This is a genomic window from Pseudomonas sp. GW823-FHT02C05, assembly GCF_058797595.1.
Genome location: NZ_JBXAJU010000003.1, coordinates 130,205 through 146,321, shown reverse-complemented (window position 1 = coordinate 146,321; position 16,117 = coordinate 130,205). Strand labels below are relative to the sequence as shown.

Genomic DNA, 16,117 nt, shown 5'->3' with positions numbered 1-16,117 from the left:
ACTTAATCGACAATACCGAAAGAGATCATAAAAACCAAAATGAAGCACATTCTGGAAACCTTTAAGAAACATCATGTATTTTTAATATATAAAATATCAAAAAGAATACTGACCTTATTAAGAGTTTTTTTCATCCTAAAGATCAATCCAAGATCAAGAACAAAATGCACATTGGGAGCAAATTCTAGAATTCTTGGAATACAAAACATAACAATAGCAGGAAACTTCTCTCTGGGTGATCACTTTTGGTTGGAAGCCATCTCAGAGTATCGTGACCAGATTTTTGAGCCACACATTGAGATCGGAGATAATTTTTCCGCAAGCGACTTTGTTCACCTTGCCTGCGTTAACAAAATCTCCATAGGACGAAACGTACTTTTAGGAAGCAAGGTGCACATAACAGACCATTCTCATGGAGTTTATAGCGGAGAAGCTCATTCAAGTCCCCACATAGCACCTATCGAGCGACCTCTATCAAGCCCCGGACATGTAATCATTGAAGATAATGTATGGATCGGGGATAACGTGACAATACTTCCAAATACATCTATAGGAAGTGGATCTATTATCGGGGCAAACAGTGTAGTTTCAAAAAACATCCCAAAAAATGTCATTGCCGTCGGAGTACCCGCAAAACCTATTAAGAGGTGGGACGACATACAAAAGGAATGGACAGCCATACTGATTTAACTTCAAAAACCTTACAGGCACGTTTTTCCATCACAACTAAGATAGGCCGTACCAATTCACCTACTTAGAGATGATGCTCCACTTCTACAAGGTAGTAAAAATTGTTATCCCGAGGACTGTCTTCCTCGTTAGGCTGAAGTAACACTTATAGACTCAGAGATAAAAAATGAATTACTTCATTCTAATCGTACTATATGAAAAAACATTCACCCAATCGGAAACCATATCATCACTATTAAAATCGGCCCCCACACTAAAAGACTCAACCTTACTTATATGGGATAACAGTCTACAAGCAAAAGACCCAAGTCAACTTAATGACTTAAATGCTCGTTCTGGCCAACTTGATATCATCTACAAGCACACCCCCGAAAACAAAAGCCTTTCAGAAATATACAACAACTTTATAAAGTCAGCCCCAAAAAAACATGACTTCATTATTTTGCTCGATCACGATACATCTTTCGACTCACAGCTATTTATTTCCCACAAACAAGCAGTGAACTCCTGTAATTCAGCCAATCTGTATCTCCCAATCGTCAAATTCAAAGATAGGATTGTCAGCCCAGGCAAACAGATTCTTTTCAAAAGCTTCCCCTACAAGCACTTGAGTCCAGGATTGATGGACTCACGACACAACACAGCGATCAACAGTGGAATGATTATTCGCTGGTCATACTTCACTGAAACTTTCAAGGGGTATGATAAACGACTTAAATTCTATGGAACTGATGATTACTTCATGATGCAATATCGAAAAACGAACAAGTCTTTCTATTTGCTTGACTACACCATCGAGCATGATCTCACCTGCGATCCAGAAGCTGATGATATTTACAAGTTTAGAAGCAGCTTTCAAGAAGCTCAAAAATCATTTCTAATTTTGCACAGCAATGGTCGGACACTTTCAATGGCAGGCCTTGTTGTTTTCATTCGACGCTTGAAACACACGATAAAATTTAAAATCAATTTTTTTAGCTAATTCACTTATAGTAAATTCACACTGATTTCTGCCAGCATCATCAGAATTATAGGAAATTTTATGAGACCTGATGTAAAAAACAAAGTTAAGGTCTTGACCTTTTTAGGTTATTATATTCCAGGCTACAAAGCTGGCGGACCAATACGTACATTAGCCAACATGGCAGATCATCTCAGTGAGCACTTCGAGTTCTGGATCATTACACGTGATCGCGATCAAGATGAATCTCTGGCATATGGCTCAGTCTCCGTCAATACTTGGCAAAAAGTAGGTAATGCCAATGTCTACTACCTATCCCCCGATCGCTGTACTGTGCGAGGTATAGCTAGAGTAGTAGATTCAACACCTCATGATTTGGTCTACCTGAACAGTTTCTTCGACCCAAATTTTACGTTAAAGCCTTTATTAGGCTGGAAATTTCTAAAGTCGACTGACAAGCCGATCATCCTGGCACCCCGTGGGGAATTTTCAGAGGGGGCCTTAAGTATCAAGACCACCAAAAAAAATATTTATATACGCTTATGTTCTTGGATATATCGAGGAATTACTTTTCATGCCTCCAGCCAATATGAAAAAAATGACTCGTTACGCAATTTATCCTGGCTATTGGATAAAAATATTTTTGTAGCAATCGATCTTCCAACAAAACTCGATCAGACTCATCTACCTCCACCATTGCCGACAAATCCAGACACTTCCTCCCTACGAGTTATCTTTCTTTCTCGGATATGTCGAATGAAAAATCTGGATTATGCATTGGCAGTCTTGGCGCACGTAACAAAAAACATCAAACTAGACATCTATGGACCAAAAGAAGATCCGGAGTACTGGATGGAATGCGAGTCATATATTCGTCAATTGCCAGCCAATATTGAAGTGAGTTACTGCGGTAATGTAATGCCCGAAAATGTAAAAGACACCTTCGCGAGCTACGATCTTTTCTTCTTTCCTACTAAAGGAGAAAACTACGGCCATGTAGTTGCGGAATCAATAAGCGTAGGAACCCCAGTATTGCTGAGTGATCAAACACCTTGGCGAAACCTTGAGAAGGAGAACCTAGGCTGGGATCTTTCCTTGGATGATCCTCTACTTTTTGCAAAAACAATAGACAATTTCGCATCAACTCCAAAAGATGAACGACAATCTCAACGAGTATCCGTCTATAAAAAAGCTCTTGAAAAACTCTCTGACAGCACATCCGTCGAGTTGAATAAAGAACTATTCCTTTCTGTTCTCAAAAATAGGAAGGGCTGATAATGCGGATATTGATGTTAAGTCAGTACTTCTATCCTGAAAGTTTCATCATAAATGACATCGTCTCAAACTTGGTAAAACAAGGTCATGAAGTAACTGTTGCTACAGGCAAGCCTAACTACCCGGAAGGTAGGGTTTTTAACGGTTATACTGCAGGAGGCGTACAGCGTGAGCGATTCCAGAACACCGTCGAGGTAGTACGGGTACCTCTATGGCCACGCGGCCTCGGCGGGGCCAGAAATCTCGCACTCAACTATCTTTCGTTCATGCTCCTGGGATTGATATGTTTTCCTTGGTTGCTGCGCAAGCGCCAATTCGACGCCATCTTGGTCTTTGCTCCCTCTCCTATCACTCAGGTGGTTCCGGCGATTCTGCTCAAGTGGATCAAAGGTGCAAAGCTGGCTCTGTGGGTACAGGATTTGTGGCCCGAAAGCCTTTCTGCGACAGGCTTTGTCAAAAATCGCCACGTGCTCAAAGCAGTCGGCTGTATGGTAAAGGCGATCTATAGCTGTTGCGATATTCTGCTGGTTCAATCAAAAGCTTTTGTCAATCCAGTAGCGCAATACGCCGCCAGAAAAAAGATTATTTATTACCCAAACTCTTTCGACGCTAAGACTACTTCTGCAACCGCGATCCCCGACTCGCTCAGTCATCTGCTCGATCAGCATTTTTGTGTGGTCTTTGCCGGTAACCTTGGCACCGCGCAGTCTCTGGACACCCTGCTGCAAACAGCATTGGAGTTACGTAGCGACTCATCGATTCGCCTGGTATTGATCGGCAGCGGTAGCCGATTGGAGTGGCTTGAGAACCAAAAGAAACTTTACGGCCTGGACAATCTGATCTTGCCTGGTCGCTTTTCAATGGAGAGCATGCCGCAGATTTTCGAGCGAGCCTCTGCTTTGTTGGTTTCGCTTACAGATGAGCCCATTTTTGCCCAGACAATCCCGAGTAAAATTCAGGCCTATTTGGCAGCAGGGCGCCCGATCATAGCCAGCATCAACGGTGAAGGTGCCAGGATCGTACTTGAGGCCGGAGCCGGCTATACGTCCGCTGCTGAAGAGGTGCAACCTCTGGTAGCGAACATACGTCGCCTGAAGGCGCTGGACATAAGTGAGCGAGAGGCCATGGGACGCGCAGGCCGAGCATATTTTGACGAACACTTCGACATGAACCGACAGGTTTCCGTGTTGGTAGATCTGCTCGAAAACGACTCAAAAAGTAAGGTTGGTTGAAATGAAAGTATTAGTTCTTGGCGTCACGGGTATGCTCGGACAAGCAGTTTTTCGCGTATTCAGCAGTGATACCGGGCATGACACGTGGGGCACGCTGCGCAGCCCATCAGCCCTTCGGTACTTCGCCGAAACCTATCACTCACACTTGATCACAGGGGTCGATGTCCTGGATCAGGACGCTCTGGCCACAGTACTGGCGAAGGTTCGCCCGGATGTGGTGATTAACTGCGTCGGTTTGATCAAGCAACTGGCCGATGCCAATGATCCTCTGACAGCACTGCCCATCAACGCCATGCTGCCTCATCGCCTTGCACGCTTGTGCGCCCTAGCGCACGCGCGACTGATCCACGTGAGTACCGACTGCGTGTTCTCTGGAAACAAAGGCGGCTACTTGGAATCGGATATCTCTGACGCCGAGGATCTGTACGGCAAGTCGAAGTACATCGGCGAGCTTCATGATGAGCCTCATGCGATCACTCTGCGCACCTCGATCATCGGCCATGAGTTAGGATCAAGCAACGCTCTGGTTGACTGGTTCCTGTCTCAGCAAGGCTGCGTCAAGGGGTTCTCCAAAGCCATATTCTCCGGCCTGCCCACAGTAGAGTTGGCGCGGGTGATGAAAGACTACGTTCTGCCCCATCCGCAGCTCCGTGGGTTGTATCATGTTGCCGCAGCACCGGTTAACAAGTTGGACTTGTTACGGATGGTCGCCAACGAATATGGCCATGAGATAGAAATCCAACCTGATGATGCGTTAGTGATCGACCGCTCACTCAACGGTGAACGTTTCCGTGAGGCTACCGGGTATATTGCTGCCTCTTGGCCAGAGCTTATCAAAAGTATGCACGCCAATCGCTAAGGCGATTGGAAGGGTGGCTCCCTGCCGGGGAGTTGACCAATATTTTTCCTGACCCGTTGCTGGGCTTACACGATTTGGAAGGTTTTATGTTCAACGACAAGGTATTGATGATCACCGGTGGCACCGGCTCATTTGGTCATACGGTGTTGCGACGTTTCCTCAATACCGACGTGCGCGAAATACGTATTTTTTCCCGTGACGAGAAGAAGCAGGAAGACATGCGGATCGCCTTGGCGAACGACAAAGTCAAGTTCTACATTGGCGACGTACGTGATCCGGACAGCCTGAGGCAGGCCATGGTTGGCGTTGACTATGTCTTCCATGCAGCAGCGCTCAAGCAAGTACCATCCTGCGAGTTTTATCCTATGGAGGCGGTGCGTACAAACGTACAGGGCACTGAAAACGTACTTAATGCCGCAATTGCCTGTGGAGTAAAACGGGTGGTGGTATTGAGTACCGATAAGGCGGTGTATCCAATCAATGCCATGGGTATCTCCAAAGCCATGGCAGAGAAACTCATGGTAGCCAAGTCGAGAATGATCCCGGAAGGCGGTACCGTGATCTGCGCAACACGCTACGGCAATGTCATGGCTTCCCGTGGCTCAGTTATTCCGCTATTCGTAGAGCAACTCCGAAAGGGCGAGCCACTGACAGTGACAGATCCCCAGATGACCCGATTCCTTATGTCTCTGGAAGACTCAGTGGATCTGGTACTGCATGCTTTTGAACATGGGCAACAAGGTGATCTGTTCGTGCAGAAGGCGCCTGCTTCTACCGTTGGTGATCTGGCACAAGCCCTGAAAGAGTTGTTCTCCCTCGACAGCCCTGTCCGGGTGATTGGTACTCGCCATGGCGAAAAACTCTATGAATCACTGGTATCGCGTGAGGAAATGGCCAAAGCCGAGGATATGGGCCGCTACTATCGGGTTCCCGCAGACAATCGTGACCTGAACTACAAGAAGTATTTCGTAGAGGGTGAGGAGAAGATTTCCGAACTGGACGACTACACCTCGCACAATACAGAACGTCTGGACATTTCCGGCATCAAGCATCTGCTGCTCAAACTCGACTACATCCAGGAGCAGCTCAATGCTTAAGGTCATGACCCTGGTCGGAACCCGGCCTGAACTGATCAAGATGAGCCGAGTGATTGCCGAGCTGGATAAGCAGGTCGATCACATACTGGTGCATTCGGGGCAAAACTACGATTACGAACTGAACCAGGTTTTCTTCGATGACCTGGAGATTCGTAAACCCGACCATTTCCTTGGCGCTGCCGGTGAAACAGCAGCACAAACCATTGCCGAAGTTATCGCCAAGGCCGACCAGGTGTTTGAACTCGAACAACCTGATGCCCTTTTGCTGTATGGCGACACCAATACCTGCCTTGCGGTGATTGCAGCCAAACGGCGCAAAATTCCGGTATTCCACATGGAAGCCGGTAACCGCTGCTTTGACCAGCGAGTACCTGAAGAACTGAACCGCAAGGTGCTGGACCACTTGTCCGACATCAATATGGTGCTGACCGAACATGCCCGGCGCTATCTGATCGCCGAAGGCATACGTCCGGAGACCATCATCAAGACTGGTTCACACATGCAGGAAGTCCTGGACTATTACATGCCCAAGATCCTGAAGTCCGATGTGCTTGAGCGCAGTGGCCTAGAAGCCGGGAAGTTCTTCATTGTCAGCACACATCGCGAAGAGAACGTCGATACCCCCGACAATCTTCGCGATCTACTGGCAAGCCTGCGGGCTCTGGCCGACGAGTACGGCTACCCGCTGATCGTTTCCACACACCCGCGTACCCGTAAACGCCTGGAAGCATTGGGTGAATCACTGGATCATCCGCTGATCCGCTTCGTCAAACCCTTCGGACTACTGGACTACATCAAATTGCAGATGTCGGCGTTCTGCGTCCTGTCCGACAGTGGCACCATCACCGAAGAAGCTTCGCTGCTCAATCTTCCCGCAGTAACTTTACGCAATGCCCACGAACGCCCAGAAGGGATGGACGAAGGCACCTTGATCATGAGCGGGCTGGATAAATCTTCGATACTCGCTGCTGTAAAGGTCATCACCGCTCAGCACAATGGGCAACAACGGGTAATTCCGCTTGTCCCCGACTACCAAGGTGGACCGGTATCGCTACAAGTCGTTCGAGTGGTGCTCAGCTATACCGACTACATCAATCGTACGGTCTGGCGTAAAACCTAAGCCTGCATCTTGCAGGTAATAGCCTGAAGGCCCAGCTGGTGACGCCTACTTGTTAGCACATCAACCACCGGGCCTTCAGTACATTCAAAACGCCAGTTGCAACGTTTCCTCGCCTTCCAGTGCCAACAGGAACTGCTTGGCCTCAAGGCCGCCGGCGAAACCGGTGAGGCTGCCCGAGGCGCCGATCACCCGGTGGCAGGGAGCAACGATCGAGATCGGATTACGCCCATTGGCCGCCCCTACCGCACGCACTGCAGTGGGATTGCCGATCTGTCGGGCGATCTGGCTGTAACTGCGGGTCTCGCCGAAAGGAATGGTCAGCAGGGCTTGCCAGACCTGGCGCTGGAACTCGGTGCCGACAAAGTCCAGCTCAAGCTCGAAACGCTCGCGGGTACCGGCAAAGTATTCGCGCAACTGGCGCTCGGTCTCCAGCAACAGCGGATGCTCCGCGGCTTCCTGCAGTGGGCCCAGGCGCACCCGGTTCTGCCGCTCGTGCTCCCACAGAATCGCCGCCAGCTTCGCTCCCCGGGCGACCAGGGTCAGTTGGCCAACCGGGGACGCCATTTTCTTGAATACGCAGGACATCGCAGTTCTCCTTCAATCCGCCAGGGAAATCAGGCCGGCAACCCTGGGGTTCGCCGCCTTCATCTCAGTACGCCTGCACTGTAGAACGAGATTTCAGCGCAAGAACCTCGTTTCTTGCGCTGGAACTCGAAGGCGAATCATTCTGGGCGCTGCCAGGCGGCGAGGCTAGTCGTCCTCATCCACCAGGTAGCACGTGTCGCTGCTGCTAAGCCGGCCATGGGGGGCGACGATAAAGGCCCCGCGCCCCTGACCACACTCCAACAAGTGCACCGGCGACAGCTCGCGCTGACGGTCGATCTGGGCGTTGAAGCGCACGATATAGGCGCCCAGCGAGAGCGATACACACAGGATCAGCATCAGACACAACACCAACTGGTCGGTGTAGTCGGCGCCGCTATCATCAGACGATGCCCGCGACATGACCGGCCTCCGCCCGTTGCTGGTCATGCCCCAGCAGGAACAGGCTCCAGAGGCCGCCCTCCCCAAGTCGTACCAGGGGTGCCCCGGAGGGCAGGACGCAAGCCATCAGGCCGAGAAGAATCAACACCAGCAGGATGCCTTTGAGCACTGAAGGCAGGTTCATGGCTGTGCCGCGCTCTGCAGTTAAGAAGGGCCTGAGCTTAGAGAGCGCCGGGTTAAGAGTAGGTAAACATCGATGGAAAAACCTCGGCTTCCGCTATCCTTCGGCCCATAGAATGCCAAGGGTCCAAGGGGACATTTCCGTGCATATTCACCTGCTGCTGGTCGAGGACAACCTCGACCTGGCCAATACCGTCATCGAATACCTGGAAATCGGCGGCATCGTCTGCGACCACGCCAGCAACGGCCAGACCGGCCTTAACCTGGCCCTCAGCCAGCATTACGACGTAATCCTCCTGGACATCATGCTGCCGCGGCTGGACGGCCAGCAGCTGTGCGAACAAATGCGCAAGCACGGCAGCCAGACCCCCATCCTCATGCTCACCTCGCTGGATGCCCTGTCGGACAAGCTTGCCAGCTTTGCCGCCGGTGCCGACGATTATCTGGTCAAACCCTTCGAACTGGCCGAGCTGGTGGCCAGGATCCGTGCCCTGAGCCTGCGCCGCAGCGGCCAGGCCAGCCGCCTGCAGGTGGCCGACCTGGTGATGGAACTGACCACCCGCAAGGTCAGCCGCGCTGGCCAGGAACTGCACCTGTCGCCCATCTGCTGGACCTTGCTGGAATGCCTGATGCGTGCCAGCCCCGAGCCTGTCACCCGGGAACGCCTGGAGGCGACGATCTGGGGCGACGAGCCGCCCGACAGCAACACCCTAAAGGTGCATATGCACCGGCTGCGCAAGACTGTGGACAAGTCCTTCGACCAGCCCCTGATCCACACCCTTCCCGGTATTGGCATACAGCTGAGGTCACATGCGTAACGGCCTGAGTTTGAAATGGGTGATCAGCGGCAGCTTCCTGCTGCTGATCGCCGTGGTACTGCTGATCTACAGCCTGCTGCTGCCGGAATACAGCGTTCGCGGCCTGCTCTACACCGCCAGCGCGATGATGGAAGAAGAAGCCCAGTACTTCGCCAGGCACTACAACAAGGACCCCACGACCCCGCCGCCGCACAACTATTTCTATACCAGCGTCATCGGCAAGGAGGCACTGCCCGAGAAAGTTCGCCAATTGCTGGACACGCCACCGAGCCTGTCCTTCGGTGCAGTCCAGGTCTTTGGCGACCTGGATTCCGATGACGACGATGAGGGCCGGGCGATCCTTGCCCAACCCCTGGCGGACGGCAAGACCCTGTACATGTACGACGTCGACCATGACCAGGAAGAAGGTGGCGAAGTCGAGACGCCACTGTCCGACGCCTACCTGGACCGAGAACTGCACGGGGTGATTTTCATCAGCCTGGCGGTGTTCATACCGGCACTGATCATCATTGCCCTGCTGGTCTGGTGGCTGGTGCGGCCCCTGGGGCGCCTGTCCCAGTGGTCCAGTACCCTCAAGGACCCCGACACGGTTGCTGGCGAACGGCCCAATTTCAGCTTCAAGGAATTTAACATGCTGGCCGACGCCCTGGCCCAGAGCATGCAACAGGTCCAGGCTGCCAGCCTGCGTGAAGGCCGGCTGCTGCGCTACACCAGCCATGAACTGCGTACCCCTCTGGCCGTGCTCAAGGCCAATATCGAGTTGCTGACCCTGCAATCCGGCGGCGCCCTGCCGCCGCCTCTGCAACGTATCGAACGCTCGGTACTGAACATGCAACGTATCGCCGAGACCTTGCTGTGGATGAGCCGCGAGCTGCCCGAAGCCCTGCCCGAGGAGCCCGTCGACATGAGCGGGCTGGTCAACGAGCTGATCCAGGAACAGCGCTACCTGATCGGGACACGGGATATCGAACTGCTCCTGGACATCGGCACCACGCCCTGCCGCCTGCCTCTGACCGCTTGCCGGATCGTGGTCGGCAACTTCCTGCGCAACGCCCTGCAATATGCCGATGACGGCACCATCGAGATCCACTTCGACTACCCGCGCCTGCGCATTCTCAACCGCATCCGCGAAACCAAGCAGATCGAGCCTTCCAGCGATTACGGCTACGGCCTGGGCCTGGAACTGATGCGCCAGTTGTGTGCCCGCCTGGGCTGGCGCATCGACGTGCTGGTGGAGGAGCAACGCTTCAGCGTCACCCTGGACTTCGACGCCACCTCGACCGAGGAAGCCCCGCCCGCCGACCCCGGCGAGGAGAGTGCCTGAAGCCAAGCGAGGAAAAATGTGCTCGCAAGCGATGAAAAAACTGCCTCGGCCATGCCCTCCCTCACGGCACTTGTGAGTATTGTTGCGGGACAAAAAACACGCCGGGGGAGCCTTGCAGGTGCGTAACTTGCTTGCATCAAGCGCACTGCATGCGCGGTGATTCATGCAAGTCCCGGGTCACCCTGACCCGGCCGCCCTTCCCCCGTGCCCGGGCAAAGAACGAGGTTCGCTGTGGCTGCCTACAATCTGCGTCAACTGAAGTACTTCATCACCACCGTCGAGTGCGGCAGCGTCGCCGAGGCATCACGCAAGCTATACATTGCCCAGCCGTCGATCTCCACCGCCATCAAGGGCCTGGAGGACAGCTTCGGCGTGCAATTGCTGATTCGTCACCATGCCCTCGGCGTCTCCCTGACCCCCAGCGGGGCACGTTTCTACCGCAAGGCCCAGGAGCTGCTGCGCATGGCCAAGGAGTTCGAGCAGAACGCCCTGGCAGACAACGACGTGGTCGCCGGACAGATCGACATCGGCTGCTTCGAAACCGTGGCACCGCTGTACCTGCCACAACTGATCGCCGGCTTCAGCGCGCTCTATCCCGGGGTGGAAATCCGCATCCGTGATGGCGAACAGCAGGAACTGGTACAGGGCCTAACCGGTGGCGCGTTCGATCTGGCGATCCTCTATGAGCATGACCTGGACGGCACCATCGAAACCGAGCCACTGATGCCGCCGCAACGGCCTTACGCCTTGCTGCCGGCCGGCCATCGCTACGCCAAGCAGCCCCAGGTATCGCTGCGCGACCTGTGCCTGGAGCCGATGATCCTGCTGGACGTGCAACCGAGCCGCACCTATTTCGTCAGCCTGTTCGAAGAACTGGGGCTGACGCCGCAGATTGCCTTCAGCTCACCGTCCATCGAGATGGTGCGCGGGATGGTCGGCCAGGGCTTCGGTTTCTCGATCCTGGTCACCCGCCCCCACTCGCCTTTTTCCTACGATGGCAAGCCGGTGGTGTGTGTCGACATTGTCGAGGACGTCACAGGTTCAGGCCTGGTGGCCGCCTGGCTCAAACGTGGCCAACTGACCAAGCCGGCGCGGTTGTTCGCCGACTACTGCAAGGAGCACCTGGCCCGCTAGCCCCGGCAGCCAGTGGCGCAGCGCCTACCCCAGCAACCCCAGCTCCTGGGCCCGGGCCACGGCCTGGGTCCGGCGCTCTACCCCCAGCTTGCTGTTGATATGGCTGGCATGGGTCTTCACCGTATGCAACGAGATGAACAGGCGCTCGCTGATTTCCTGGTTGGAGCAGCCCTGGGCGATCAACTGCAACACTGAAAGCTCCCGGGAGCTCAAGGACTCGTTATGGGCCACGATCTCCTGAGGTTCACGCGATGCTGCCGGCAACCGCTCCAGCAACGCCTGGGTCAGGGCTGTCGATACGCCCTGCTGCAACTGCTCACGCATCCAGCCGGGATGGCCATGGAGCAATGCCATGAACGGCTGCACCGCGCCTCCAACCCCGGCCTCCAGAGCCTGGGCCAGGTCCTGGCGGGCCTGCGGACCGCGACCGGCCGCCAGCAACAGTGCGGCTTTCTGGGTCAGGGCCATGACGCTCAGCAACTGCCGGCCGCTTTGCTGGCCATGCTCGACCAACCGATTCAAGCGCTGCTCCGCCCGGCCCAGGTCGCCCTTGATGCTTTCAAGCTGGGCTTGCTGCAATTCGATGTGCAACGGCAGTTGCGGGTGGAACTCCGGAGGCGCCGCCGCCTGTTCGCCGGTGTAGGTCTGGCCCAGGCGGGCCAGCCAGGCTTCGGCCAGATCGGTACGCCCCTGGGCCAGCCACAGCTCGCATTTCACCAGGGTGATCATTGCCAGGTAATAGATCGGTGGCACGTCCCAGATGTGCATCAAGCGCTCGGCTTCCGCCAGCTCGGCGAAGGCTCGGGAGAACTCGCCACCCAGGCCTTCCTGCTTGGCGATCACGCAGTGACCGATCAGCACGCTGATATCGCGACAGGCCCGGGCCTCCACCAGGCCGGCCTGCAAGCGCAACAGGCCGGCCTCGGGCTGGGCGCGCAGGGTCAGCAGATAACCGTCATACAGGGTCAGCCGGGCCCGCACCGCATACAACCGCTGGGCCGACAGGCCCTGCAGGCGCCGCAGCCCCTGGTGTACCTCCTCCTGCGCCCGCAGCACTTCGCCGCGGGCCTGCAGGACCCGGGCACGGTCGTAGTGGGCCAGGGCTTCGAACAACGGATTGCCGACCCGTTGCGCCAGCTCCAGGGATTCGCGATTGAGGCTGCGGGCCCGCCACAGATCGGCATCGGTAATGGCCAGGTTGGACAAGGTCGACAGGCACATCAGGCGCTGCCCATAACGTTTGGGCGGCAGGCTTTCCAGGGCCTCGCTGCAATAGGCCAGGGTGTTTTCCCGCTGGCCGCGGCCACGGGCGATGATTCCGCTCAGGGCCAGCCATTGCGCCAACATCGACTTCTGCGCCGTGGCCGAAGGGGCCGGCAGGAAACGACTCAGGTGATTGGCCAGTTCCTCCGCCGCATCCAGCTGGCAGGCCAGGCCCAGGGCCCAGCTGTAGAGCACGATCAGCCGCGGCGTGCTGATCAGCAGGCTGTCGGGCAGGTCCATCTTCCAGCGCAGCAGCATGCCGACGTTCTGTTCCGCCAGCAGTTGCTCTTCGGACAGGTTCTGCACCAGGTTGGCCGCCACGTCCAGGTGCCCGGCGCGCAGCGCTTGCTCCACCGCCTCGTCGAGCAGCCCCTGGGCGTTGAACCAGCGGCAGGCGCGCAGGTGCAGGCTGGCCGCTGGCACCAGGGCATTGGCCGTGGGCCGGGTGCGCAGCAGGTCGGAAAACAGGTGGTGATAACGATACCAATGGCCGTGTTCATCCAGGGGCACCAGGAATACCTGGTGGGCCTGGAGGAAACCCAGGATCTCGGCGCTGTCATGGGCTTCGCGAAGGGCATCGCACAGCTCGGCGCAAAACCGCTCCTGGGGCGCCGTGTCATACAGGAATGACTGCACTTCGGCGGGCAGGCAGTCGATGACCTCTTCCAGCAGGTAGTCGCGGATCAGTCCTTCCCCGCCATGCAGGCCCTGGGGTAGCGCGCCCCCGGCTCCCGCCTCGGACGCCGCCAGCAGCCAGAAACGCAGCCCGGCCACCCAGCCTTCGCTGCGCTGAATCAGGTTTTCCAGGGCTTCGCCGCGCAGCGAACTGCTGTGCCGGTCGAGCAGGCTCAGGGACTCGTCGTGGGTCAGGCGCAAATCCTGCTCGTGCAGCTCCAGCAGTTGCCGGGACAACCGCAGCCGCGCCAGGTGCCAGTCCGGACGTTGGCGGCTAGTGACCAGCACCAGCAAGCCATCGGGCAGGTGATTGAGAAAAAACTGCAGGCAACGATCGAGGACCGGCCCCTGGGCCAGGTGATAGTCGTCCAGCACCAGCAATAACGGACTGGCACCGGTCAATTGCACCGCCAGCTCATCCAGCAGGCCGTCCAGCCACTCTTCAAAGGCGAAGGGCTGGTGGCGCTGACGCATTTTCAACAGGCCCAGGGACTGCCGTCCCAATTGGGGAAAGTACTGCTGCAGACCGGCCAACAGACGCTCGAGGAAACGCCCGGGATCGCTGTCCCGGCGGCTCAACCCCAGCCACAGGCTCTGCCAGTTATCCGGTAGGCCCTGGCAAAACTCCACGGCCAGCGAGCTCTTGCCAAACCCGGCAGGCGCACAGACCAGCAGCAATCGCCCCTTCAACCCGGCGCCCAGGCGCTCGCAAAGACGCGGCCGCTGCACGTATCCATCGGGCAGGGGGGGTCGATAAAAACGCCCCTCCAGAGCGGGGATCACCGCGCTGGCAGGCCGTTGCAGGGGGGACAGGTCAGTCATGGCCAACTCTTATTGATGTACGGTTGTCGGCGTAGCAGATGTCCGCAGACTAGCGGTAAAAGGCCACCTGTTGAAGATTTTTGCGACCATTCGGGCGAAAAAGACTATGAGCAAATTGGTCAGATAACTCTGAATGATTGAAGGATATTTCGTTTATTTATTGATTAAGTGGCTAATTAGCTTAGAGAAAGCCGTCTGTACCCCGATGGATTCCAAGGCCGGGCCTCAGGCAAAAAAAAGCCCCGAACCAGGTCGGGGCTTTTTCCGAGGATGCGGCCTCTATTTGCAGCGGCTCAGCGAACCCCGTCCTGACGCAGGGCGGCTGGGGTGAAATCGCTGGTGGTGGCGGTGAAACCGAAGTCGTAGGCCTGTTTCTCTTCGTTCTTCATGCCCAGGGCCAGGTAACGGCCGGACTGCAGGTCGTAGAGGGTTTCCAGGGCGTACCACGGCACTTGCTTGTCGTAGTAGTTCTCGGCGTGAGCCTCGGCCACGCGCCACAGCTGGCCACGACCGTCGTAGTGGTCGATCACCGCGGCCTGCCAGGTGTCTTCGTCGATGTAGAAGTCACGCTTGGCGTAGATGTGGCGCTGGCCTTCCTTCAAGGTTGCCACCACATGCCAGACCCGGCGCAGTTCATAGCGAGCCAGGTCCTGGTTGATGTGGCCGGCCTTGATGATGTCGGCGTACTTCAGGGTCGGCGAGTCGAGCTTGTAGCTGTCGGAAGCGATGTACATCTCCTTCTTGCCTTCCAGCTTCCAGTCGTAGCGATCCGGCGCACCGTTGTACATGTCCAGGTTGTCGGAAGTACGCAGGCCGTCGGCAGCGGTACCCGGGCCGTCATAGGACACTTGCGGGGCGCGGCGTACGCGGCGCTGACCCGCGTTGTAGACCCAGGCCGAACGCGGCTCCTTCACTTGGTCGAGGGTTTCGTGCACCAGCAGCACGCCACCGGCCAGGCGCGCTGGCGCGGTCACTTTCTGCTTGAAGTAGAACAGGATGTTGCCAGGGTTTTTCGGATCGTAGTCCTTCATCTTGTCGCGGAACACGAACTGGTCCTGGAAGTACACCAGGCTGTAGGAGCCGTTGGCCTGTGGCGTGGCCTGGGTCACTAGGCGGGTCACACTGCCACCGCGATAGCGGGTGATGTGGTTCCAGATGACTTCCACGCCGCTTTTCGGGATCGGGAACGGAATCGCGGTTTCGAAGTTCTCCAGGCCGTTGCCGCCGGACACCAGGTTGGTGCTGGTGGCGTTGCGCTTGATCGCGGCGAACACGTCAGCCGGCACGGTGGCCCCGCGATGGGACGGGTAGACCGGCATCTTGAAGGTTTCAGGGTAGCGCTTGAACATCGCGTACTGCCCCGGCGCCAGCTTGTCCTTGTACTGCTCGACGTTCTGCGCGGTGATGGTGAACAGCGGCTGCTCGCTGCCGTAGGGGTTGGACAGGAAACCCTTGCTGTCCACGGTGCCAGCATTGGTCGCCAGTGGCTTCCAGGCCGGAATGGTGCCGGCGGCATTGCCGGCCATTTCCGCGCCCATCGGCGTCAGGCTGGTACCCAGCTTGGCGGCTTCATCGGCCGAGACCGCGGCCATGACCCCGGTGGCCAGCAGTGACAGTCCCAGCACACCGACGTGCAACAGACTCTTGGTGATTTTCATATTGTTGTTCTTCCTGAAAATGCAG

General features: G+C 56.0%; 15 protein-coding genes. 10 read left to right on the top strand and 5 right to left on the bottom strand.

Features of this window, described 5'->3' with window-relative positions:
- The first annotated feature begins 39 nt into the window (after positions 1-39).
- The 7 genes from AC1RGE_RS16960 (at position 40) to wecB (ending at position 7,234) form a co-directional block, all read left to right on the top strand.
- Positions 40-690 carry a DapH/DapD/GlmU-related protein gene (locus tag AC1RGE_RS16960; RefSeq protein WP_011063348.1) on the top strand — a complete coding sequence of 217 codons (651 nt, stop codon included), beginning with the start codon at positions 40-42 and terminating at the stop codon, positions 688-690.
- Positions 691-856: 166 nt separating this feature from the next.
- On the top strand, positions 857-1,672 hold the full coding sequence (locus AC1RGE_RS16955) for a glycosyltransferase family protein (protein ID WP_492584671.1): 816 nt from the start codon (positions 857-859) through the stop codon (positions 1,670-1,672).
- A 60-nt stretch (positions 1,673-1,732) separates the two neighbouring features.
- Entirely contained in the window at positions 1,733-2,926 is a 1,194-nt protein-coding gene (locus AC1RGE_RS16950; protein ID WP_492584669.1) for a glycosyltransferase family 4 protein, read from the top strand.
- Positions 2,927-2,928: 2 nt separating this feature from the next.
- A complete protein-coding gene (locus tag AC1RGE_RS16945; RefSeq protein WP_011063351.1) occupies positions 2,929-4,158 on the top strand; it encodes a glycosyltransferase family 4 protein in 1,230 nt (409 codons plus the stop codon).
- Position 4,159: 1 nt separating this feature from the next.
- Positions 4,160-5,017, top strand: a complete 858-nt coding sequence (locus AC1RGE_RS16940) for a dTDP-4-dehydrorhamnose reductase family protein (RefSeq protein ID WP_011063352.1) — start codon at positions 4,160-4,162, stop codon at positions 5,015-5,017.
- An 86-nt stretch (positions 5,018-5,103) separates the two neighbouring features.
- Positions 5,104-6,114, top strand: coding sequence for a nucleoside-diphosphate sugar epimerase/dehydratase (locus tag AC1RGE_RS16935; RefSeq protein ID WP_011063353.1), 1,011 nt, complete (start codon positions 5,104-5,106; stop codon positions 6,112-6,114).
- Positions 6,107-7,234, top strand: a complete 1,128-nt coding sequence (gene wecB / locus AC1RGE_RS16930; RefSeq protein WP_011063354.1) for a non-hydrolyzing UDP-N-acetylglucosamine 2-epimerase — start codon at positions 6,107-6,109, stop codon at positions 7,232-7,234. The genes AC1RGE_RS16935 and wecB overlap by 8 nt, the downstream gene beginning before the upstream one ends.
- A gap of 84 nt (positions 7,235-7,318) precedes the next feature.
- Here wecB and AC1RGE_RS16925 read toward each other — a convergent pair whose 3' ends face one another.
- The 3 genes from AC1RGE_RS16925 to AC1RGE_RS16915 form a co-directional block, all read right to left on the bottom strand.
- Positions 7,319-7,819 carry a methylated-DNA--[protein]-cysteine S-methyltransferase gene (locus tag AC1RGE_RS16925; RefSeq protein ID WP_011063355.1) on the bottom strand — a complete coding sequence of 167 codons (501 nt, stop codon included), beginning with the start codon at positions 7,817-7,819 and terminating at the stop codon, positions 7,319-7,321.
- Positions 7,820-7,984: 165 nt separating this feature from the next.
- Entirely contained in the window at positions 7,985-8,239 is a 255-nt protein-coding gene (locus tag AC1RGE_RS16920) for a hypothetical protein (RefSeq protein ID WP_492584667.1), read from the bottom strand.
- On the bottom strand, positions 8,220-8,402 hold the full coding sequence (locus tag AC1RGE_RS16915; protein ID WP_492584665.1) for a hypothetical protein: 183 nt from the start codon (positions 8,400-8,402) through the stop codon (positions 8,220-8,222). The genes AC1RGE_RS16920 and AC1RGE_RS16915 overlap by 20 nt, the downstream gene beginning before the upstream one ends.
- A 139-nt stretch (positions 8,403-8,541) precedes the next feature.
- Between AC1RGE_RS16915 and AC1RGE_RS16910 the strand changes: the two genes are divergently transcribed.
- From AC1RGE_RS16910 to AC1RGE_RS16900, 3 genes are all read left to right on the top strand, one after another.
- A complete protein-coding gene (locus tag AC1RGE_RS16910) occupies positions 8,542-9,216 on the top strand; it encodes a response regulator transcription factor (RefSeq protein ID WP_492584663.1) in 675 nt (224 codons plus the stop codon).
- Positions 9,209-10,540, top strand: coding sequence for a sensor histidine kinase (locus tag AC1RGE_RS16905; RefSeq protein ID WP_492584661.1), 1,332 nt, complete (start codon positions 9,209-9,211; stop codon positions 10,538-10,540). The genes AC1RGE_RS16910 and AC1RGE_RS16905 overlap by 8 nt, the downstream gene beginning before the upstream one ends.
- Before the next feature lie 231 nt (positions 10,541-10,771).
- Positions 10,772-11,674, top strand: a complete 903-nt coding sequence (locus AC1RGE_RS16900) for a LysR family transcriptional regulator (protein WP_011063360.1) — start codon at positions 10,772-10,774, stop codon at positions 11,672-11,674.
- 24 nt (positions 11,675-11,698) lie between these two features.
- On the opposite strand, the gene AC1RGE_RS16895 is transcribed toward AC1RGE_RS16900, so the two are convergent.
- Together AC1RGE_RS16895 and AC1RGE_RS16890 are read right to left on the bottom strand one after the other, a co-directional pair.
- A complete protein-coding gene (locus tag AC1RGE_RS16895; protein ID WP_183000066.1) occupies positions 11,699-14,434 on the bottom strand; it encodes a winged helix-turn-helix domain-containing protein in 2,736 nt (911 codons plus the stop codon).
- A 293-nt stretch (positions 14,435-14,727) separates the two neighbouring features.
- On the bottom strand, positions 14,728-16,092 hold the full coding sequence (locus AC1RGE_RS16890; protein WP_011063362.1) for a DUF1329 domain-containing protein: 1,365 nt from the start codon (positions 16,090-16,092) through the stop codon (positions 14,728-14,730).
- Positions 16,093-16,117 lie beyond the last annotated feature (25 nt).